The 21,341-nt window shown below is 35.3% G+C and carries 18 protein-coding genes; 6 read left to right on the forward strand and 12 right to left on the reverse strand.

What is annotated here, in order from left to right; translation table 11 throughout:
• Window positions 1–476, forward strand: a 476-nt coding sequence (locus Y7E_RS34475) for an IS3 family transposase (protein WP_237741393.1), incomplete at its 5' end; no start/stop codon positions are given.
• A 188-nt stretch (window positions 477–664) separates the two neighbouring features.
• Here Y7E_RS34475 and Y7E_RS0116000 read toward each other — a convergent pair.
• The gene (locus Y7E_RS0116000) at window positions 665–1,588 is read right to left on the reverse strand and encodes an alpha/beta fold hydrolase (protein ID WP_017152280.1); all 924 of its coding nucleotides are present in this window, start codon (window positions 1,586–1,588) and stop codon (window positions 665–667) included.
• Window positions 1,589–1,939: 351 nt separating this feature from the next.
• Here Y7E_RS0116000 and Y7E_RS0116005 point away from each other — a divergent pair, with 351 nt between their 5' ends.
• Window positions 1,940–2,701: a DODA-type extradiol aromatic ring-opening family dioxygenase gene (locus tag Y7E_RS0116005; RefSeq protein WP_017152281.1), complete on the forward strand. Its 762-nt coding sequence runs from the start codon at window positions 1,940–1,942 to the stop codon at window positions 2,699–2,701.
• Window positions 2,702–2,786: 85 nt separating this feature from the next.
• On the opposite strand, the gene Y7E_RS0116010 is transcribed toward Y7E_RS0116005, so the two are convergent.
• The 5 genes from Y7E_RS0116010 to Y7E_RS0116035 all read right to left on the reverse strand — a co-directional run bounded on the left by Y7E_RS0116010 (window position 2,787) and on the right by Y7E_RS0116035 (window position 10,518).
• Window positions 2,787–4,001 carry a multidrug efflux MFS transporter gene (locus Y7E_RS0116010; RefSeq protein WP_017152282.1) on the reverse strand — a complete coding sequence of 405 codons (1,215 nt, stop codon included), beginning with the start codon at window positions 3,999–4,001 and terminating at the stop codon, window positions 2,787–2,789.
• Window positions 4,002–4,172: 171 nt separating this feature from the next.
• Window positions 4,173–6,704, reverse strand: a complete 2,532-nt coding sequence (locus tag Y7E_RS0116015) for a ThiF family adenylyltransferase (RefSeq protein ID WP_017152283.1) — start codon at window positions 6,702–6,704, stop codon at window positions 4,173–4,175.
• Window positions 6,705–7,613: 909 nt separating this feature from the next.
• Window positions 7,614–8,486 (reverse strand): GNAT family N-acetyltransferase, encoded by an 873-nt coding sequence (locus Y7E_RS0116025; protein ID WP_017152285.1) that lies wholly within the window; start codon window positions 8,484–8,486, stop codon window positions 7,614–7,616.
• Window positions 8,487–8,500: 14 nt separating this feature from the next.
• Complete coding sequence (locus tag Y7E_RS0116030; RefSeq protein ID WP_017152286.1) at window positions 8,501–9,850, reverse strand: HAMP domain-containing sensor histidine kinase; 1,350 nt, start codon at window positions 9,848–9,850, stop codon at window positions 8,501–8,503.
• Entirely contained in the window at window positions 9,847–10,518 is a 672-nt protein-coding gene (locus Y7E_RS0116035; RefSeq protein ID WP_017152287.1) for a response regulator transcription factor, read from the reverse strand. Before Y7E_RS0116035 ends, Y7E_RS0116030 begins: the two co-directional genes overlap by 4 nt.
• 177 nt (window positions 10,519–10,695) lie before the next feature.
• On the opposite strand from Y7E_RS0116035, the gene Y7E_RS0116040 reads away from it, so the two are divergent.
• The 3 genes from Y7E_RS0116040 to Y7E_RS0116050 are packed head-to-tail and all read left to right on the forward strand — an operon-like array spanning window position 10,696 to window position 13,047.
• On the forward strand, window positions 10,696–11,628 hold the full coding sequence (locus tag Y7E_RS0116040) for an ABC transporter ATP-binding protein (RefSeq protein WP_017152288.1): 933 nt from the start codon (window positions 10,696–10,698) through the stop codon (window positions 11,626–11,628).
• A complete protein-coding gene (locus tag Y7E_RS0116045) occupies window positions 11,603–12,319 on the forward strand; it encodes an ABC transporter permease (RefSeq protein WP_017152289.1) in 717 nt (238 codons plus the stop codon). The genes Y7E_RS0116040 and Y7E_RS0116045 overlap by 26 nt, the downstream gene beginning before the upstream one ends.
• Entirely contained in the window at window positions 12,319–13,047 is a 729-nt protein-coding gene (locus Y7E_RS0116050) for an ABC transporter permease (RefSeq protein ID WP_017152290.1), read from the forward strand. The genes Y7E_RS0116045 and Y7E_RS0116050 overlap by 1 nt, the downstream gene beginning before the upstream one ends.
• A 59-nt stretch (window positions 13,048–13,106) precedes the next feature.
• Here Y7E_RS0116050 and Y7E_RS0116055 read toward each other — a convergent pair whose 3' ends face one another.
• On the reverse strand, window positions 13,107–13,820 hold the full coding sequence (locus Y7E_RS0116055; protein ID WP_017152291.1) for a DUF554 domain-containing protein: 714 nt from the start codon (window positions 13,818–13,820) through the stop codon (window positions 13,107–13,109).
• Window positions 13,821–14,170: 350 nt separating this feature from the next.
• Here Y7E_RS0116055 and Y7E_RS0116060 point away from each other — a divergent pair, with 350 nt between their 5' ends.
• A complete protein-coding gene (locus Y7E_RS0116060) occupies window positions 14,171–15,274 on the forward strand; it encodes a CapA family protein (protein ID WP_017152292.1) in 1,104 nt (367 codons plus the stop codon).
• A 45-nt stretch (window positions 15,275–15,319) separates the two neighbouring features.
• On the opposite strand, the gene ilvA is transcribed toward Y7E_RS0116060, so the two are convergent.
• From ilvA to ilvB, 5 genes are read right to left on the reverse strand one after another with little or no spacing between them, the layout of a single operon-like run.
• Window positions 15,320–16,582, reverse strand: coding sequence for a threonine ammonia-lyase IlvA (gene ilvA / locus Y7E_RS0116065; protein ID WP_017152293.1), 1,263 nt, complete (start codon window positions 16,580–16,582; stop codon window positions 15,320–15,322).
• Between the two features lie 35 nt (window positions 16,583–16,617).
• Window positions 16,618–18,291 (reverse strand): dihydroxy-acid dehydratase, encoded by a 1,674-nt coding sequence (gene ilvD / locus Y7E_RS0116070; protein ID WP_017152294.1) that lies wholly within the window; start codon window positions 18,289–18,291, stop codon window positions 16,618–16,620.
• A 46-nt stretch (window positions 18,292–18,337) separates the two neighbouring features.
• Window positions 18,338–19,351: a ketol-acid reductoisomerase gene (locus Y7E_RS0116075; RefSeq protein WP_017152295.1), complete on the reverse strand. Its 1,014-nt coding sequence runs from the start codon at window positions 19,349–19,351 to the stop codon at window positions 18,338–18,340.
• 15 nt (window positions 19,352–19,366) lie between these two features.
• Window positions 19,367–19,597, reverse strand: coding sequence for an ACT domain-containing protein (locus tag Y7E_RS0116080; protein WP_017152296.1), 231 nt, complete (start codon window positions 19,595–19,597; stop codon window positions 19,367–19,369).
• On the reverse strand, window positions 19,594–21,318 hold the full coding sequence (gene ilvB, locus Y7E_RS0116085; RefSeq protein ID WP_017152297.1) for an acetolactate synthase large subunit: 1,725 nt from the start codon (window positions 21,316–21,318) through the stop codon (window positions 19,594–19,596). Before ilvB ends, Y7E_RS0116080 begins: the two co-directional genes overlap by 4 nt.
• Window positions 21,319–21,341 lie beyond the last annotated feature (23 nt).

Consider the following 21,341-nt stretch of genomic DNA (forward strand, 5'->3'; position numbering starts at 1 on the left):
GGGTTACGGATGTGACAGAATTCCATTTATTCGGGAAGAAGCTCTATTTATCGCCAGTTTTAGATCTCTTTAATGGTGAAATCATTGCTTATAATATAGAAACACGACCTGTATTTCCACTCGTTACAAAGATGTTAGATCAAGCGTTTGAGCGTTTAAACGAAGGTGATTCCCCTATACTCCATTCGGATCAAGGGTGGCAATATCAAATGACTCAATACCAGCACTTACTTAAAGAACATCAAATTACGCAAAGTATGTCCCGTAAGGGCAACTGTTTAGATAACGCAGTCATTGAAAATTTCTTTGGGTTATTAAAATCTGAATTACTTTATCTACAAGAGTTCGAAAGCATGGAACATTTTACTTTGGAATTAGAAAAATATATTTACTATTACAATCACAAACGTATTAAGATAAAACTAAAAGGATTGATCCCTGTACAATACAGAATCCAATCCTTATTAGCTACTTAGAATATTTGTCTAACTTTTTGGGTTCACTTCAGATCCAAAGGGGTGTTTTTATAAACACCGTGACCTTATTTAAAAGCGACAACATCACGAAAATCTATTTCTATATACTCTTTATTTACAAATTCACTCATGCTTTCCCTCCAAATTTCCAAAAAGAAAACCCACTTCGGCAAAAGTGAGGTTTCTTTTTATATAATATGTTCATCTAACCAAGAAATCAAATCTTGGAATACTTCATCTCTATTCACTTCATGGAACATTTCATGCCTTCCATTTTCATACAAACGAAGTGTTACATCTTTTACACCACATTTTTTATACATATCGTATACTTCTTTTACGCCTTTTCCCATGTCGCCTACTGGATCACGATCTCCAGAAAAAATATGTATGGGAAGGTCTTTCGGCGTTTTCTTATATTCCTCTAGTTTATTCACTTCAAGCACACCATTAAATAATTCACGGTAAAAACTCGTTGAACAAATAAAACCACATAATGGATCTTCTATGTATCTATCAACTTGATTTGTATCTGAAGAAAGCCAATCAAACTTTGTCCGATTCGGTTTAAAGTTCGAATTGAAATTCCCAAATGATAAAAAGTTCAACATTGGACTTTTTGTTTTTGCACCGCGAAGCTTCATTTCAATCGTTGCTACTTTATGACCTATTACACCTAAAAATCCAGGATTTCCGCCTGTCCCAGAAATAAGGAATCCATCATATAGTTCACCGCGCAGTTGCACAGCACGCCTTGATAAGAAAGAACCCATACTGTGCCCTAATAAAAAGAGCGGACAAGTATGTTCATTACGAATCAGTTCCGATACAAAGACTACGTCAGAAACAGCCTGATTCCAGCCATCATTTGGTTCAAAATGACCATAATCCTCTTCTTGTTTTGCTGTTTTCCCATGTCCCCGATGATCATGAGCATACACACCATATCCAGCTTTCAATAAGGCATCAATGCATTCTGTATAGACACCAGCATGTTCCGTCATACCATGTGCAATCTGTACAATTCCACGTGGTTCACTTTCCGGCAGCCACTTACGTAAATAAATTTCCGATCCATCCAATGCCGTAACAAAGCTTTCCTGTATGTCCATTTTGACACCCTCCAAATCCATTATGTATCTCTTCATAAAATGAATGAGTATTCATTATTCTTACTATGTATTATATGCAATTGTTGCCCTTATGACAAACACTGTATTTTCTATTTACTCCACTATTCGCGGGCAGTAAAACTTTCACTTCAAAATCCGGTGAAAACGAAGAGGCTAGGTAAGATGCGGACTACTCGTAAAATCCCGATTGGTGAGGGCTAATAATCGATGCTGGATGAAGCCTTCACTGATTAAAGTTTCACTTTATCAAACTATTCTCTTGACGAAAATAAAATAAAATTATATAGTTACTTACATAAAGTAATCTATATATTTTAGGAGGTTTCACTTATGATGCCATCATTATTTTTAGCACACGGCTCACCAATGCTTGCTATTCAAGATACAGATTATACACGTTTTTTAAAAACACTCGGAGAAACATATAAACCAAAAGCAATTGTTATTTTTACAGCACACTGGGAAAGTGAAGTATTAACCATTTCATCTTCAGATGATGAATATGAAACAATTTATGATTTTGGCGGGTTCCCTCCCGAATTATATGAAATAAAATATAAAGCAAAAGGTTCTTCAGCCATTGCAACAATGCTAGAAACAAAATTTAAGAATAAAGGGATTCCAGTTCGCAAAGATACAACTCGAGGATTAGATCACGGTTCATGGACACTACTGCATCGTATGTATCCAAAAGCTGATATACCTGTCGTTCAAATTTCAGTACATCCTTTCCTTCCCGCAAAAGAGCAATATGAAATTGGACAGGCGATTCAAGGACTTGGACAAGAGGATATTTTAGTAATCGGCAGCGGTGTTACTGTGCATAATTTACGCGCGCTCAAATGGGATCAAACAACACCTGAACGATGGGCTGTCGAATTTGATGACTGGATTATAAATCATATGCAAAATAACGATAAAGATGCATTATTTAACTGGGAAAGTGCTGCTCCTCACGCACATTTAGCCGTTCCAAGAGCAGAGCATTTTGTCCCTCTTTTCATCGCTATGGGAAGTGGTAATACTGACGGAAAAGTCATTCATCGTAGCTATGAACTTGGAACATTAAGTTATCTTTGCTTTCAATTTTAATTGATTTTAATCAAAAAGGATGAAGCACCACTCGCTTCATCCTTTTTGGTTTACCCAGCATTAACGCTCTATATAATTCACCTCATTAACTAACTTCCAAATGCTCTTTTTCTGATATCTCTGCGCTTTTACTATTGAAATATACCCAAATGCAGGCCATGAATAAAAGCGATGCTGTAGAGAAAAATACATATTGAAATCCAGCATGTGCAGCAATTTGTCCACCGAGTACTGGTCCAATCATATTCCCTAAAAACTGAAAGGATTGATTATAACCAAAGACACGTCCAGTTACATGATGTGGTGTATGTTGTTTTAGTAGAGTTTGTACGGAAGGTAACAATCCAGCTTGTGCAATCCCTAATAGAAAACGCAGTATTAATAATTGCCAAGCAGCTGTCACAAATGCTTGAGGGATAAAGATAATTCCTGCAACAAACAATGCTACAATTAAAGTTTTTTGAGGACCAATATGATCCGATAATCTTCCTAGTTTAGGAGCTGCTAAAATCACAGCTAAACCTGTCGCAGACATCACTGCCCCCGCAATTATTTCAATATGAGCTGTATGAGGACCCGCTAAATGTTTCACATACAACGTAATAATAGGTTGTATTGACATATTTGCAAGTTGAATCATAAAAGTTGCTACAAATAAACTGATAATAAAGTGTTTTGCCGGAACCATCGTCCATACTTTTTTTGGTTGCTCTTTTTTCGCTTGAACAGAATGATTCGATTCATGTAAGAAGAAAAAAACAATTAAAAATGAAAGAAATAAAAAAGCACCCGTTATAAAAAATACGTGGCGCATTCCGATTAATTCAGACAAATACCCACCAAGCATTGGTCCAAGTAATGAACCACTTACACCGCCAGTTGATATAGTAGAAATCGCCCAACCTGAATGTTCTTTCGGTGTTTCTGCTGCAACGAATGTCATTGCAGTGGAGAGAAAACCAGATACAGCTCCCATTAAAAAACGGAGTGCGACTAATTGATACACATTTGTGACAAAACCCATGAGTGTCATAATAATCGCCATCCCAAGGCTTGCACGAATAAGCATCAATTTCCGTCCATGTATATCACCGAGTTTTCCCCATATTGGCGATACAATCGCGCCCATTAAAAAAGTGACCCCGAATGCAATTCCCGACCACTGTGCAATTTCGGATGTACCCGTTACGCCTAGATCCTCAATATAAAAGGATAAGAATGGTATCACTAAGCTCATACCTGCTGCAGTGGTAAAACAACCAAGCCAACAAATCATTAAATTTCTTTTCCAGCTGGCCATTTTCACACCTTCTTTCTTAGATACCCATTCTACACCCTTCCGCTGAAAAAGTTTAGCAATATGATTCATAGATCGGACGATATTCAATGAAAAGCCATTCACGTTAAAAAAATGTAAGCAAAAATAAAAATTGCTAATAAAGATATATACCTTTATTAGCAATTTTTATTTTTAACTAGAATGGACTATATCTTCTAGTACGAACAACTCAAGTTTATTCAAAATTTGGAGCAGTTCATGAATCGCTTGCTCCATAAATTCACCATAAGATATTCCATTTGACATAAAAACTAAAAACTCTTCCGTACGATACATCCTATTTAATAAAGCCTCTTGCATTTGAATATCTTTCGGAATCCTTGATATCACTTGTTCGCAACATAAGCCAATTGCCAATAAATACGCAATTGGAGGTAAAACGTGATCTCCAAATTCAAAAATAAATGAAGTCTTCAAAAGTGGATTTAAATAGGAGTATGTTTCATTTTTAAATTTTATATCTTCAAAAAATGGATGCTGATTATACTCTTCTCGAATTCTCAAAAAGTCTGTTGTGGAAATTTCTCCATGATTCTGCACATATTGTATTAAACTCGTTTCAAATAAATGAACCCCATATGTAGATAAAACAACTTGGTGTATTCTTTTTACATACTGCCTCGCAATTTCTTGCTTTAATTCTGAACTTATATCCTTATTCCGTAAAATGGCTTGAATACAAGTAATTTCAAAGTAGTATGCCATAATTTCATTTAGTAATTGAGTGCTATCATCAAAGAATGTGTGTCCATAACTTTGATTAAAATACGCATGTCCTAATTCATGGCATAATATAAATAAACTATCTACATCTTCATGATAATTAAACAAGATTCTACTTTCTTTTATATTTGGAAAGTAGTATGTTTTATTCACTTCAATTTCATTGTACACTTGTACAAAATCATATTGAAACATTCTTTCAATATGATTAATCCAGCGCTCTTGTCCGATTTGTTCTAAACTGCTAAGTATTATTTCTTTTGCTTCATCAATAGAAATGACACTTCTTTCTTCTTCATTATAAGCTAAAAAATCCGCATGAATTTCTCCTGTTGAATTTGGAAATATGATTGATAAACTTTTCGTAATAAGAGCATGGAAATTCTCCTGTAATTTCTCCTCAAATGTCTGTAACGTCTCTTTCTTCACTCCAAATACTTCTAGGTAATATTCAGGTGTTTCCATAGATAAATATGCTTGCTTACTCTTTGTAAAAAACTGAAGAATTTCATTTCCTTTGCTTTGCAATAACTCGTAAACTCTTCTCTGCAATTCTTTCTTTTCCTCATAATTCTTTAAGTCACGCATCATTCCGAAAATTTCAGATATAGCATATGTCTCACCTTGATAGACAATTTTAAGCTCTCGAATGATTTGTAAGTACCGCTCATACTCTGCTGTATTTCCTTCCTGTTCTTCTATATTATGTAGAAGTCTAACAAAATCATGATACCTATCCTCGAGTTCCAAAGTAGACAATTGATCCATATGAAGTAAAATGTCGAAAGCTTGATACATAGATAATATATCAATTTCAATTACTTTCGGAAGTATAGATCCTTCAGCATACATTATGTTAGAAATTTCATCTATCTTACGCTTCATTTTTTCTTGTTGTAGAGGCATAATTGTTTGCAGCGATTGAATAAACGGATTGCGGGGAATGAACTCGTCATCGGCTGAAGTCCGGAAGTTTATAAAATCGAAGCTATACGCGCTTTTCATTGCATACTCATCATTGGCAATATCAGCAAATATAATTCGACTAATAATAAGCGAAACAGCTAAACCTTGAATAATGGTTCCTCTATTTTCTCGAATCACATATTCTGTATCGTAATTTTGAAAACTATCCTCAAGTATTAAAGCACTATCATTGCTATTACTTACATGCAATACTTTTACGAAATCATTATGGTATCCCATTAGAAAATACTTAATTTTCTCTTCATCACAATAGTTCATGATGTCTTTATGTAGTTGTAACGAAGCTTCATCAAAGCATCCAAAAATATAACTTATCTCATTTAATTTTAATTGTAATAAATCATTAATTGTTTCTATTTTCTTATCAAACACTTGAACTTTTACATAAGGATCCATTTTACCCACTCTCTCTTGGATAACATGGATTTTTTTCTTTTTAATATCGTCTGTTTGAAATATCGTTTGTGCTCTAATATTTTTAGGGTGAACCGTATCAAAATCAATTACAATAATCTCACCAACACCAAGTTTCGATAGCGTCATGCACAATGTTGCTCCAATCGTACCAACTCCGATAACAACAGCCCTTATCTTCTTCATCTTATGAACAATTGTATCTGCATGTTTAGTGTGATCATGGGTACTGAAATAGTTAAAATTTCTAAGATTAAATAACTGTTCTTCTTTATCTCCATCACAACGCTTTTCATATAGAAGTTGATTCTCATTTATAAACTGAATAATACTTTGTAATTCTTCATCATCTACTCCATTCATGTTCTTCCATGCATATATTTCTTCACGAACATCCCCTACAGGATTCTCTAAAATTTTTAATAATGACCATAGTTTTTGAAACTCATTTACTTCAATAATGCGCTCTTCCCCATCATAATAAACAACTTCATTTTTGTTAGGATATCCCCTAAAATTTAAACTTGTTTTCAATCTCATATTCTTCTCTCCATTTCATTGAAAAAGAAGGTGTTTTCACACCTTCTTCTTTTTAAAACTAGCATAATAACAAACACACACATTGATTCTCTCGTTGCGTAGCTTTTTTAATTTTCACAGTTAGTTTCATTTGAAGACCCCCTTTTTTATGTATTGGTAATACAAGGATATATTAACAATCATCACCTAATAACTTCAACTCAATTCCACATATTCAGAATTTTCAGAGGTTGAGAAAACGCTTTCTAATGCCTATTACTTCTACCGTTCTATCATTTATTTCCCAATCAAAAACCATTGGCACAATAGCGTTTTATATTTTATCAAGTGAAATATTTTATTCCAAAAATATAATATTTCCAAAATATTTCACTTCAAAATCATTATTCTCTATTGATTAAAGAATTGAATACATACCACATTTTTCAAGATGAAACTAAAGTTTATAGAAGACCGTTATGTAACGAATTGACAAAATGATAAAATACAATGTCAAGGAGAAGTGGTGATATGCATTTTAATTTAAAAGAATCTATTAAAATACTGGAACGAGCACCACATACATTGGAGTATTTTTTTATCTGGTCTATCGGATGAATGGATATAATGTAATGACATCGATGGAACCTGGAATATTTCAGAAGTAATTGTTCACCTCATTGAAGGGGAAAAAAATAATTGAATACTAAGGTTGGAAATGATTCTTCAAGAAGATAAAAGTAAATCATTTCCAACATTTGATTGCTATTCTTGCCTAAATGAAGCTTGTGAAGGCTCAGTAGAACAAAAATTACTTCAGCATTAAAACTCCGCATTTTCACTAGAGGGGCTTGATTAAACTTTATTCAAAACCCAAAATAAAATGCTATAGAAACAATAGAAGAATTGCTTATTGTTTCTATAGCATTTTCAATTTTCTACCCTATATTTAGGTATTACTTGTGCACGACAGCTCTTTTCATAAAATTCAAGCGGACCTGCTTGACCAATAATTGCATATTCATAACCAATTTGCTTCATGTCAGACAAGCATTGATGTAATAATTCTTTCCCCACACCTTTTACACGATTATGTTTAGCTGTTCCCATTGGTCCAAACAGTCCTTTTCTTCCTCTTACAATATCATAACAAGCAAAACCGATAATTTTTTCATTTTGCTTTGCAATATAAATTGGTGGTTCTTTATATTCTTGAAAACCTTTACTCACCGTTTCAATCCATCGTTCACCAAATTCATACTTAACAAACTGGAGAAGCTCTTCTAAATCAGATTGAGTTACTCTTCTAATGTTATAAATTTGGTGATTCATCATTGATATTTCATCGTTTTTCAAATTCACAATCATATCTCTTGGTACTGATACAATCTGTAAAATACTTTGTTTCACACCTTCACTTATTACATTTTGAATCTCCTCATCTAGCTGAAGAATCGAGCTTAAAACATGGCCTTCATTTACATATACTTGATTAAACTTTTCCATCTTACGCTTAGCTAATTGTAATATTTCTATTGTTTTATAAGAAACTTTATATCCTTGTACTTCTATATATCTTTTATCTTGAAAGTCCGTTTGTTGTAATTGTACGAATTTCGTTACAAAATCTATCCCTATATAATGAAATAAACACATATACAATTCACTACAAACCCCTGTTCCTTCTTTATAAGCTCCTATAAATAAATCTAACGGACGAATGATATAATCATTATATTTAGATTCTTTGTTTGCAATTTGAAACATTCTATCTACTCGTTTTGTGCACTGGAATTCTCTCATACGTATTCTCCCTTTTACAGCAACTTTTTAAATATATACTTAACTCCCGTATCATCAGATTCTATATCCCATTCAATATCCATCTCTTTCGTCATAACTGCAATAATGGATAATCCAATTCTCGCACCTTTATTTGGCGAATGAGTATTTTGAAAACCTGGTCCATGGTCAACAACTGTAATTGTTTTTTCCTCATGGTTTACATATACTCCTATAAATTTCCCATCATCTGCATGCCTAACTACATTTTGAATTACATTATCTATAATTCTTTGAAACCAATTTTCATCGATATTCCAAAACAATTGCTTTTCTGGAATCACAATGTCAACCTCAAAACCTTTCTCATCTAATATGTCATACCATGATGCAACAAGCTTTCTCATTAAACGTGTCATATCCGTTCGTTCTGGATGATATGGATATTTCTTTGCCGTTATTAAAGAATAAGATAATAAATTCTCAATTAATTCTGCCACATAATTAATTTTTTCGTCCATTAGCATCATTGTTTGATACCCTTTTACCGAAATAACTTCTTCTTTCAATGAATCTATTTGTGCACGCATTATCGTTAATGGTGTCCGTAAATCATGAGAAAGATCTGCAATTAATTTTCTACGAAATTGTTCCTCTTCCTCCTCCTTCAATCGACTTTGCTGTAAAGCCTCTACCATACGATTAAAAGACTCTTCTAATAAGCCGATCTCGTCTTGCTTTGATATAGAAATTTTTGACGGAAGTGTCTGGTCTTGCGGAAGTTCCATTGCTTTTTGTAGCTTTAATAATCTTTTTCTAATCTTAAGAAAAAAGATTATAGAGAAAATGATAAATACCGTAAAGCATCCAATAATAACCATTTCAAAAACAATTTCATATCTTTCACGTATTTGAGCAATTGGTGCCTTCACATATTTCCTCGGAATTTGAAATACCATAAATGCCCCTTGCTTCTCTTTTCCAATATAAGATACAACTGTAAATGGATCCCCTTCAAAACTCCTTTTCATAAATGCAACTGCATCACTTGCACTCCACTCCTGTGGAATATTTTGTTTTTCAGGAATTTGAAGGTTCGTTTTCCCTTGACTATCTAACCAAAACATTGATCCTTCTGGATATTTCCCTTGAAACTCTCGAAAGGTTCGCTCAATTCCTTCAGGATTTTTTTCGTGTAAATCTGTCGCTTTATTTCTCCATTCCTCTTCTATTTGCACACTCGAATACGCAACATTAAAATCTTCTATCCACTCGATATATTTAATGAAGAGAAACGAACTGAGTGGAACAACAAGAGGTAACAATAATATCGCTACAAATATGATAAATAGGTACTTTCGTAACAGTGATGTACTTTTTATCATGCTTTACACCGATAACCTATCCCACGTATGGTTTCTATTATTTGAGGGTTACTTGGATTTCTTTCTATTTTTTCACGTAAATGTCGGATATGAACCATCAATGATTTATCCCCTTCCATGTAGGATTCATTCCATACTGCCTCAAAAATTTGTTCTTTCGTTAATGTACGATTCAAATTCTTCATCAAATAAAAAAAGATTTGATGCTGCTTTCCTGATAAAACAATTTCTTCACCCGTGTCTGTATCAACAATTCGGTATTCTTTCATAAATACTTTTAAATGTTTCACATGTTGCACTTCTGCTCTATCTTTGTTGTACCGCCTTAATAAAACTTCAATACGTGCCATTAACTCTTTTGGGTGGAATGGCTTTGTTATATAATCATCAGCAAATGTTAATCCATATATTTTATCTTCTAATGTTGTTCTTGCAGTCAGCATAATAATAGGGGTATCTGGATATTCCCTTTTAAACCGTTGACCAAGTGTAAAACCATCAAGACCTGGCAACATAACATCTAAAACAATAACATCTGCTATTTCACATACTTCATTCGTACCATTCTCTGAAGTAAACCATGCAACTTCATACTCTTGTTTTTGCAATTCTCTTTTGACCCATTCCCCAATCTCGAGATCATCCTCAACATATAAAATGTGTGTCATTTTTTCACCTTCATATATAAATTTAACCTTTCTCTTCCATCATAAGGAATACAACACGATTTGAAAACTAGTACACTCCAAAATTAGGGAATACTGTATAAATTTAAACAAATCTTAAACTCTTCTAACATTATCATTAACCTTTATTTCCTATACTTGATTTGAGGTGATAGGAACATGAATTATATTTTGAAAACGACAGGGTTAACAAAAAAATATCGAAATGATTATGTAGTACATAACGTAGATTTAAAAATTCCAAAAGGAGAGATTTATGGATTTCTTGGGCCTAACGGAGCTGGTAAAACAACTAGCATTCGCATGTTATTAGGCCTTATTAAACCAACGCAAGGAAAGGTCGTGATATTTCAACAGGATTTGGCTAAAGAACGCTTATCCATATTATCTAAAATTGGAGCTCTCGTTGAAAATCCATCTTATTATGCCCACCTAAATGCCCTTGAGAATTTAGAGGTTTACCGGATTTTAAGAAATGCTCCGAAAGAAAAAATTGAGGAAGTGCTACAAATTGTCGGTTTACAACATGCTGCCAAACAAAAGGTAAAAGAATATTCATTAGGAATGAAACAACGGTTAGGAATTGCCATTGCCTTACTTGGTGATCCGCAGCTATTAATTTTAGACGAGCCAACAAATGGACTTGATCCAGAAGGGATTCATGAAATTCGTATGCTAATTAAACAACTGGCAAAAGAAAGAGGAATTACCATCCTTATCTCTAGTCACTTATTAAGTGAAATTGATCAAATGGCAACTTATGTTGGAATCATTGCAAAAGGAAAGCTTATTTTTCAAGATAAAATAGAGATATTGCGCCAGCATGCTCAGCATTCTATTACACTCATGACAGACAAACCGAATGCAGCTTGGAAGCTCATTCTCGCTAAAGGGATTCCTTCTATGCAAGAGGAGAATCAAATTATTCTATCAAATGTATCAAATGAAACTATTGGCGAAATTGTAAAAATACTTGTAACACATAACATTTCTGTATTCCGAATTGAAGAAAATAAAAAGTCACTCGAAGAAATATTCTTACAGCTTATAAAGGAGGAAGAGACACATGTACAAACGCCTCTTTCAATCTGAGCTTTTAAAAATAAAAAGGAAGTGGATTTGGTTTTTAATCTTTTTAGGACCAATAGGTGTTATTTCTCTTCAAGCATGCAACTTTTTTCTTCGTTATGATTTTTTGACAAATAAATATGCGAAGGACTTATGGAGCGGCCTCATTTCTGAAGCTCAACCGCTTGCTCTCACAACTCTTATATTAGGAATTACGATTGTTACTTCTTTAATTGCACACATAGAGCATCATTCTAGTTCATGGAAACATCTCTTATCCTTACCTATTAATAAACGACACATTTTTCTAGTAAAATTCATACTGGTATTTTTCCTGCTTACTGTATCTTGTTCTTTATTATTGATTGGCATAGTTGGATTGGGCTTATCATTACAATTCGATGCTTCAATTCCATGGCTTTCTATATTTAAAATGAGTTTCTATCCTTATTGGTCGGCACTGCCAATTGTAGCGCTACAACTATGGATTGCTATCATATTTCAAAACCAAAGTATCGCATTTACAATCGGACTTTTAGGAACTATTTTTACAATGTTTTCAGTAGCTCTTCCCAATTGGTTCATATGGAGATGGCCAAGCCTACGTATTGACTGGGGGTCTCCACTTCTATGTGTAGCAATAGGCCTAATCGTTGGTATATGTATGTTATGTATTGAAACAGCAGATTTTATTAGAAGGGATGTGCATAAATAATGCTTTGGCTTAAAACCATACAAGCTGAATTTTATAAAATTAAAAAAACCAAAATATGGACATTACTATTTTTAAGCCCGATTTTAGCAGGAGTAATAGCTTATGCAAATGCCTCAAACTATCCCGATTATAAACATTGGGAGTTGATTTATAATATCATGATAATGGTACATGGTATGTTGCTTCTTCCATTATTAACAGGCATTTACACTGCATTTATTTGCCGATATGAGCATTCAAACGGGGGATGGAAACAACTTTTGGTGCAACCGATAGCAAGGTATCATACCTATATAACAAAATTTTTCTTTGTTCTCTTATTTGTAGGTACAATGCAAATTCTCTTCATTATAAGCTATGTTAGTGTTGGACAACTTTTACATATATCTGGTCCAGTCCCTCTCATTCCTACAATTAAAAGTATTATAGGCGGTTGGATTGCTACTCTACCTTTAATTGCCTTACAATTATGGGTTTCAACCATCTGGTCTAGCTTTGCAGCACCGATTGCTTTAAATGTTATAGCTTCCATACCCGCTATGATAATTGCAAATTCTGCGAGGTTTGGTCCCATCTATCCATGGTCCCAACCTTTTCTCGCAATGCTTCCTAAAGAAGGCTCTGGGCTGTTTTATATCTCTTTTCAAACACTAGTATTTGTCGTAATTGGGAGCTTTGTGATTTTATTTATAGGTGGCTTTGTTCATTTTATGAAAAAAGCATATTAATTTTTTACATACAAATAGCCCAAAACTATTCCAAAACAGTTTTGGGCTATTCAGCCTAACTAAACATACAAATTATATCCGTATATAATAGAAACAATTATTCCAACTACAAGTATCCCCGGCAATAAGTTTGCCACTTTAATTTTAATAAAACCAAGTAAATTTAATCCGATTGCAAAAATCATAATCCCGCCAGTTGCAGTCATTTCTACGATAAACTGATTCATCAGCTTCTCTGGTACAAAACTATTAATTTGCGTCGCGAAAATCGCAATACCTCCCTCATATAAAATGACTGGTATTGCTGAAAATAGTACGCCTATTCCGAGCGTTGTCGTTAAAATAAGAGAAATAAATCCATCAATAATTGCTTTTGTAAATAACACATCATGATTTCCACGAATACCGCTATCTAAAGCTCCAAGTATTCCCATTGCTCCGATAGCAAAGATTAATGTAGCTGTTACAAATCCGATGGATATACTACCTTCTCCTTTTGCGCCAACCTTTTTTTCTAACCAATCTCCTAAACTCTTTAATTTCTCTTCTAACTCCAGCCATTCTCCAACCACTGCACCAATGACCAGACTTATAATTACAACAAGAAAGTTTTCACTTTTCAGTCCCATTTGAAGACCAAGTACAGTAACAGCTAAACCGATTGTATGCATAACTGTCCCCTTCATACTTTCTGGAATATTGCTTAATAGTTTACCTAATATAGTACCAATTATTATACAAATTCCATTCACTACTGCTCCTAATATAACCATTATGCCTTCTCCATCCTCTTCAACCATTATTTTTTAAATTTTTATATCTACCATACAACAAAATAAAAGAAATTTTAACAGAATTTTCGAAACTTTATAAGTAAAATTAAGTTATGTATTGTATTCTTTCATCGTTTCATGTTACCGTAATATGGCATACACCATGAGAGGAGCTCTCAATACATGCCTATAATCTAACAGAAGTATCTTTCATCCTACATATCATATCTAGCATACATAAACTAAACTATTAAGCACTTACTCATTTTCTTACACATTATATGAAACTCTTATCAGCGGATTTTCTAAAAGTCAGTCATTATATAAAAATGAAAAAAGGAAAGATAACTATGACACCTTTATTTAAACGATTTATTTTAATAGTAATTCTCATTACACCGATTGTTTTATTGATAAATAACTCCTTTACATCAAAAGCAAAAGATGCAGCTGGAGTAGAAAATAAAAAAGACAAAACAAAGACAACCGAAAAAAAGAAAAAGGAAGATCCTGAAATTACACTTACTTTCTCTGGTGATACAATGTTTGATTGGCAGTTACGACCGGTTATTCAAAAAAACGGTGCGGATTATCCATTACAACATGTAAAAGATGAAATAACAAAAGCCGATATTTCCTTTGTAAACTTGGAATCTGCATTTACAACACGGGAGAAAAAGGCTCCTGGTCAGTTATTCTGGATTAAAAGCGATCCTTCCACATTACAAGCTATTAAAAACACAGGCTATGACATTGTGAATATTGGTAATAACCATACCCTTGACTACGGACAAGACGGATTAATGGATACGATCTCTCACGTAGAAAAACTAAAAATTCCTTATATTGGAGCTGGAAAAAATGCGGATGATGCATACACAGCTAGGGAGATTACAGTAAAGGGAAAAAAATTCAAATTCCTTTCCTTTGTTCGTTTTATGCCTGACTTTACCTGGGTAGCCGGTAAAGACAAACCAGGTGTTGCAAATGGATATGATATCAATCTAGTAACAAAAACGATCAAAGAACAAAAAAAAGATGCCGATTATCTGATTGTCTATATGCATTGGGGCATTGAAAAATCAAATAGACCTGTAGACTATCAAAAACAATATGTTCCGAAAATGGTTGAAGCTGGCGCTGATGCAATTGTTGGGAGTCATCCACACTACCTGCAAGGATTTGAATATTACAACAAGGTCCCTGTTGCTTATTCACTAGGAAACTTCTTATTCCCTAACTATGTGAAAGGAAAAAGTGCTGAAACAGGTGTATTAACCCTTACCTTTAAAGGAAAAGACGTACAAATGTCATTTAATCCTTACATCATTCGTAATGATCAAATTTCACCAGTCACCCCTGAGGAAAAGAAAAAAGCATTACAATATTTACAAACCGTTTCAACTGATGTAGAAATTGATGAAACTGGAACAATTAAAAACAAACGTAGTTAGAAAAAAGGAAGCTTTTTAGTAAAAAGCTTCCTTTCTGTTTGTATATTAAATTAACAAATCAAACAAAACAGGATTTTTATTTAGCTCCATAAATTGAATATTATTTTCTTGAAAACGGGTAATTAACGGTTCATAATCTTCTTTATGTTTTAGCTCTACCCCAACAAGCGCTGGCCCATTTTCTTTATTGTGTTTTTTAATATACTCAAAACGAGTGATGTCATCCTCTGGTCCTAAACCTTTATCAAGAAATTCTCGTAATGCTCCTGAACGCTGCGGGAATTCAATAATAAAATAATGTTTTAACCCTTCATAGATGAGAGAGCGTTCTTTCATTTCTTGCATTCTATCAATATCGTTATTGCCACCACTTAACGTACAAACAACGGTTTTCCCTTTAATTTCATCCTTATAAAAATCGAGTGCCGCAATTGAAAGAGCACCAGCTGGTTCAGCAACAATTGCATTTTTCTTATACAATTCTAAAATTGTTGTACAAATTTTCCCCTCTGGAATCAATACAATATCATCCAACACTTCTTTACAAATTTCAAAAGTTAATTTTCCCACTTTTTTAACTGCTGTACCATCAACGAAACTATCAATTTTTTCTAGGGCGACGTTTTCATTTTGTAAAAAGGCTTCTTTCATCGATGCTGCTCCTTTTGGTTCCACACCGATTACTTTTGTATCGGGACTCACCCCTTTTACATATGTACCAATACCTGATGCTAAACCACCGCCACCAATTGCTGTAAAGACGTAATCAACATGTTTCTCCATATCATGTAACATTTCAACAGCGACCGTTCCTTGCCCTGCAATTACATAAGGATCATCAAACGGATGAACAAACGTCATACTATTCTCCTCACAATAGCGCTGTGCTTCTTGGAAAGAGCTATCAAATGTGTCTCCGACTAATACAATTTCTGCATAAACACCGCCAAAAAATTGTACTTGAGATACTTTCTGCTTAGGCGTTGTTGTTGGCATAAAAATTTTAGACTGAATCTTCAATAAATTACACGTATAAGCAACCCCTTGCGCATGATTACCAGCACTCGCACATACAACCCCATTTTGTATTTGTTCTTTCGATAAGCTCTGAATTAAATTGTACGCTCCTCGAATTTTAAACGAGCGAATAACTTGTAAATCTTCTCGCTTTACATACACATCACATTCATACTTCTCAGATAATACTGAATCCCGTTGCAGTGGTGTTTTATTAATGATATCCTTCATGTGATTATGTGCAACAAGGATATCTTCAATTTTCACTCTCTCCCTTACTTTTTGCACCATCTCGTATCATTCCTTATCTCTTTTTTATATGAAACTCAATCAAAATTTTGCATTTTCAGTACAGCGCCTGTATTCGCCGATGTCACCATTTGTGCGTAGCGCCCAAGCCATCCTGTTTTCACCTTTAACTCCGGTCTTTTCCATTCTTTCCGGCGCTTTTCTAATTCTTCATCACTTACTCTCACTTCAAGTAAACGTTCCTCTACATCAATACATACGATATCTCCTTGCTCAAGAAGCGCAATCTCTCCGCCAGCAGCAGCTTCTGGTGAAATATGTCCTACTGAAATACCTCGTGATGCGCCTGAAAAACGACCATCTGTTAACAGTGCAATATCTGCACCTAATCCCATACCAGCAATTGCTGAAGTTGGAGCTAACATTTCTGGCATACCAGGTCCACCTCTTGGTCCTTCATAACGAATAACAACAACATCTCCTTTTTTCACTTTACCTAGCATAATCCCTGCAAGTGCCTCATCCTGGGAACCAAAAATGACACATGGTCCTTCAAATCGTTTTACCTCTGTTGCACCACTTTTAATGACAGCACCATCTTTGGCAAGGTTTCCTTTTAATATACGCAGGCCTCCTTCTTTACTATGAGGATTTTCAAGAGAGTGAATCACTTCTTTATCCTGAATTTTTGCTTGAGCAATGTTTTCTCTTAGTGTTTGACCAGTAGCTGTAATACGGTCAAGATGGAGGACCCCCTCTTTTCTACTTAACTCTTTTAAAATAGCACTGATGCCGCCCGCACGATCAATGTCTTCCATATGCCAATTAGATGCTGGACTCACTTTACATAAATGTGGCACGCGTCTTGAAACCGCATCAATTCGGCTCATATCATAATCAAGCCCGGCCTCTTGTGCGATTGCTAACGTATGTAATACTGTATTCGTTGATCCACCCATCGCCATATCTAATGCAAACGCATCGTCAATTGCTTCTTCTGTCACGATGTCGCGTGGTTTAATATCTTGTTCAATTAATACTTTTAATTTTTCAGCTGCTTGTTTAATTAATTCCTCACGTCTTGGATCTGTCGCTAAAATACTCCCATTCCCTGGAAGTGCAAGCCCTAATACTTCACATAAGCAGTTCATTGAATTTGCAGTAAACATACCTGAACAAGAACCACAAGATGGACAACCGTGATCTTCAATATCCTTTAACTCTTCTTCTGAAATCTTCCCAGATTGATAAGCACCTACCCCTTCAAAAACAGAGCTTAAGTCGACTACTTCACCTTTAGATGTTTTTCCAGCTGCCATCGGTCCACCTGAAACAAATACAGTAGGGATGTTAACACGTAATGCCGCCATCATCATACCTGGTGTAATTTTGTCACAGTTCGGGATACAAATCATTCCATCAAACCAATGTGCATTTACTACCGTTTCAACTGAATCCGCAATAATTTCACGGCTTGGCAGCGAATAGCGCATACCGATATGCCCCATCGCAATCCCATCATCTACCCCAATTGTATTAAACTCAAACGGAACCATTCCTGCTGCACGTACCGCTTCTTTTACAAGACGACCAAATTCATTTAAATGTTTATGACCTGGAATAATTTCAATAAAAGAATTGCAAATCGCTACAAATGGCTTATCAAAATCCTCATCTTTTAAACCAGTTGCTTTTAATAAACTACGATGTGGTGCTTTATCAAAACCCTTTTTAATCATGTCACTTCTCATCTTTTCAAGTCCCTTCTCTACACATTTTTACTCATCTAATTTCACTTTATTTTTTCACTAAACCTTCTCCTTCGGGACGTTGAATCCAAGTCATCATTTCACGAAGTTCAGATCCTACTTTTTCAAGTTGGTGATTTCTCTCTGCCTTTTTCATCGCATTATACGTTGGCCGTCCTGCTTGATTTTCCAAAATCCATTTCTTCGCAAATTCTCCTTGCTGAATTTCTGTAAGAACTCGTTTCATTTCTTTCTTCGTTTCATCTGTAACAATTCTTGAGCCTGTTACATAATCACCAAATTCTGCCGTATCTGAAATCGAATGACGCATGTTTGTCAATCCACCTTCGTACATTAAATCAACGATTAACTTAAGCTCATGTAAACATTCAAAATACGCAATTTCCGGACGATATCCACCTTCTGTTAACGTTTCAAAACCCGCTTTTACAAGTGCAGTTACCCCGCCGCACAGTACGGCCTGTTCTCCAAATAAATCCGTTTCTGTTTCCTCTTGGAATGATGTTTCAATTACACCTGCACGTGTACAGCCAACTCCCTTGGCATATGCAAGCGCTACATCAAGAGCATTTCCAGTCGTATTTTGATAAACAGCAACTAAAGCTGGAACCCCATTTCCTTCTTGAAATACGCGGCGAACAAGATGTCCTGGACTTTTTGGCGCAACCATCGCTACATCTACGTAACTTGGCGGCTCGATTTGTCCAAAGTGAATATTAAATCCATGTGAGAAAAGTAACATTTGTCCTTCGCGAAGATTCTCTTCTACTTCATTTCGATATACATGCGCTTGCTGTTCATCCGGTAGTAACACTTGTACAACATCTGCGGTTCGTACCGCTTCTGAAACCGACATTACTTCAAAACCATCTGCTTTCGCTACATTAAAAGATTTTCCAGGACGAACACCAACTACAACACGAACACCGGAATCACGTAAATTTTGTGCTTGTGCATGACCTTGTGATCCATAACCAACTACCGCCACTGTTTTCCCTGCTAATACCTCTAAATTTGCATCTTGTTCATAATATGTTTTCATCTTTTCATACACTCCTTATAATTTATTTACTTGCAATACATCAATTAACTTTTTCAACTGATTTACGAGCAGTGTTGCTTCATTTTCGGTACAAACTGCTGTAAGTTTCATTTCCGAAACATCTCTTGTTTCTCTTTCATTTAAGTCTAAAGAAGAAATATTATAGCCACGCCGGGCAAATATCCCACTTACTCTTAGTAAAACACCAGGATCATTATTGACAACGAGAGAAAAAGTATGACTCATTCTTCCCACCTCTTCATAATCATTTCATGATTCCCTTTATTAGGAGGAACCATAGGAAATACGTTTTCGCCCTCCTCTACACAAAAATCAACAACAACGGGTCCTTGATGACAAAATGCTTCTAACATGACTTGTTTCGCTTCAATCGGATTTGTAGCACGCAAACCTTTTACTCCGTATGCTTCTGCTACTTTTACAAAATCAGGTGATCCAATCTGTGATTCTGATAAACGATTTTCATAGAACATCTCTTGCCATTGCCGTACCATGCCTAAAAATTTGTTATTGATAATAAAAACTTTCACTGGAATATTATTTTCAGCAATTGTTTGCAATTCTTGAATGTTCATTTGAAATGAAGCATCTCCTGCAATACAGACAACTGGCTTATCCTCAAAGGCAAGCTGAGCACCAATTGCTGCAGGAAATCCAAATCCCATCGTTCCTAGTCCACCAGATGTAAGAAATGTTCGAGGTTTCTTCGCCTTATAAAAATGTGCTGCCCACATTTGATGCTGCCCAACTTCTGTGGTCACAATTGCTTTACCATTTGTTAATTCACTTATTAAATGAATCACGTGCTGCGGCTTTAATTTTGATTCATTCTGTTCATATGAAAGTGGGTATTCTTCTTGCCACGCTCTTACTCTCTCTATCCATGCATCAGTTTGACATTCCACTCTCATATTTCTTAACATGTGTAACGACCGCTTCACATCCCCTACAACCGGGTATTCTACAGTTACATTTTTATGAAGTTCAGCCGGATCAATATCGATATGTACCTTTTTCGAATGAGGTGAAAATAACTCTAGCTTTCCTGTGACTCGGTCATCGAAACGAACTCCAAATGCAAGAAGCAAATCACATTCCGTTACTGCCATATTTGCAGCATACGTGCCATGCATACCGAGCATTCCTAAAAACAGTGGATCCCCAGGTGGATAAGCACCCAGTCCCATTAAAGTTGAAACGACTGGAATACGGTTCTGTCTTGCAAATGTTAGAAGCTCTTCGGAGGCACCTGCATGAATGACACCGCCACCGATATATAGTAGCGGGCGCTCTGCTTTTGAAATTGCCTCCGCCACGTTCTCCAGCTGCATCTTGTCTGGTTCAATCCGTGGCTTATAACCCGGAATTTGAACTTCTCCTTCAAAAAAGTTCGTTACATCTGCATTTTGAACATCCTTTGGAATATCAATTAATACTGGGCCTGGCCGTCCGCTTTTAGCAATATAATATGCTTCTTGCAATATACGTGATAATTGATTTACATCCCGCACTTGATAATTATGTTTTGTAACCGGCATTGTAATTCCCATAACATCCGCTTCTTGAAATCCATCTTTTCCAATGAGAGGTGTCGCTACTTGACCGGTAATGACAACTAAAGGAATCGAATCCATATACGCATCTGATAAACCAGTAACTAAGTTTGTAGCCCCTGGGCCAGAGGTAGCAAATACTACCCCGACCTCTCCAGAAGCTCTCGCATATCCTTCCGCAGCGTGAATAGCAGCTTGTTCATGACGTGTTAATACATGTTTTAAGCCACTGCCATACAGTGCGTCGTAAACTGGTAAAATAGCTCCGCCCGGATAGCCAAACACTGTTGTTACACCTAATTTCTTTAAACATTGAATCACATGTCCGGCACCTGTGACTTTTTTTACTTCTCCGCGATATGCTTCATCACACACTGCATGTTGCTTTACCATTTCATTAACTCCTTCCCCCTGTT

This window comes from Bacillus bingmayongensis, from assembly GCF_000299035.1.
Taxonomy (GTDB): domain Bacteria; phylum Bacillota; class Bacilli; order Bacillales; family Bacillaceae_G; genus Bacillus_A; species Bacillus_A bingmayongensis.

Excerpts from the sequence above, each read along its gene's own strand:
- Y7E_RS0116000 (WP_017152280.1), bottom strand. The coding sequence starts at position 1,588 with ATGGACATACAGGAAAGCTTTGTTACGGCATTGGATGGATCGGAAATT.
- Y7E_RS0116005 (WP_017152281.1), top strand. The coding sequence starts at position 1,940 with ATGATGCCATCATTATTTTTAGCACACGGCTCACCAATGCTTGCTATT.
- Y7E_RS0116010 (WP_017152282.1), bottom strand. The coding sequence starts at position 4,001 with ATGGCCAGCTGGAAAAGAAATTTAATGATTTGTTGGCTTGGTTGTTTT.
- Y7E_RS0116015 (WP_017152283.1), bottom strand. The coding sequence starts at position 6,704 with ATGAGATTGAAAACAAGTTTAAATTTTAGGGGATATCCTAACAAAAAT.
- Y7E_RS0116025 (WP_017152285.1), bottom strand. The coding sequence starts at position 8,486 with ATGAGAGAATTCCAGTGCACAAAACGAGTAGATAGAATGTTTCAAATT.
- Y7E_RS0116030 (WP_017152286.1), bottom strand. The coding sequence starts at position 9,850 with ATGATAAAAAGTACATCACTGTTACGAAAGTACCTATTTATCATATTT.
- Y7E_RS0116035 (WP_017152287.1), bottom strand. The coding sequence starts at position 10,518 with ATGACACACATTTTATATGTTGAGGATGATCTCGAGATTGGGGAATGG.
- Y7E_RS0116040 (WP_017152288.1), top strand. The coding sequence starts at position 10,696 with ATGAATTATATTTTGAAAACGACAGGGTTAACAAAAAAATATCGAAAT.
- Y7E_RS0116045 (WP_017152289.1), top strand. The coding sequence starts at position 11,603 with ATGTACAAACGCCTCTTTCAATCTGAGCTTTTAAAAATAAAAAGGAAG.
- Y7E_RS0116050 (WP_017152290.1), top strand. The coding sequence starts at position 12,319 with ATGCTTTGGCTTAAAACCATACAAGCTGAATTTTATAAAATTAAAAAA.
- Y7E_RS0116055 (WP_017152291.1), bottom strand. The coding sequence starts at position 13,820 with ATGGTTATATTAGGAGCAGTAGTGAATGGAATTTGTATAATAATTGGT.
- Y7E_RS0116060 (WP_017152292.1), top strand. The coding sequence starts at position 14,171 with ATGACACCTTTATTTAAACGATTTATTTTAATAGTAATTCTCATTACA.
- ilvA (WP_017152293.1), bottom strand. The coding sequence starts at position 16,582 with ATGGTGCAAAAAGTAAGGGAGAGAGTGAAAATTGAAGATATCCTTGTT.
- ilvD (WP_017152294.1), bottom strand. The coding sequence starts at position 18,291 with ATGAGAAGTGACATGATTAAAAAGGGTTTTGATAAAGCACCACATCGT.
- Y7E_RS0116075 (WP_017152295.1), bottom strand. The coding sequence starts at position 19,351 with ATGAAAACATATTATGAACAAGATGCAAATTTAGAGGTATTAGCAGGG.
- Y7E_RS0116080 (WP_017152296.1), bottom strand. The coding sequence starts at position 19,597 with ATGAGTCATACTTTTTCTCTCGTTGTCAATAATGATCCTGGTGTTTTA.
- ilvB (WP_017152297.1), bottom strand. The coding sequence starts at position 21,318 with ATGGTAAAGCAACATGCAGTGTGTGATGAAGCATATCGCGGAGAAGTA.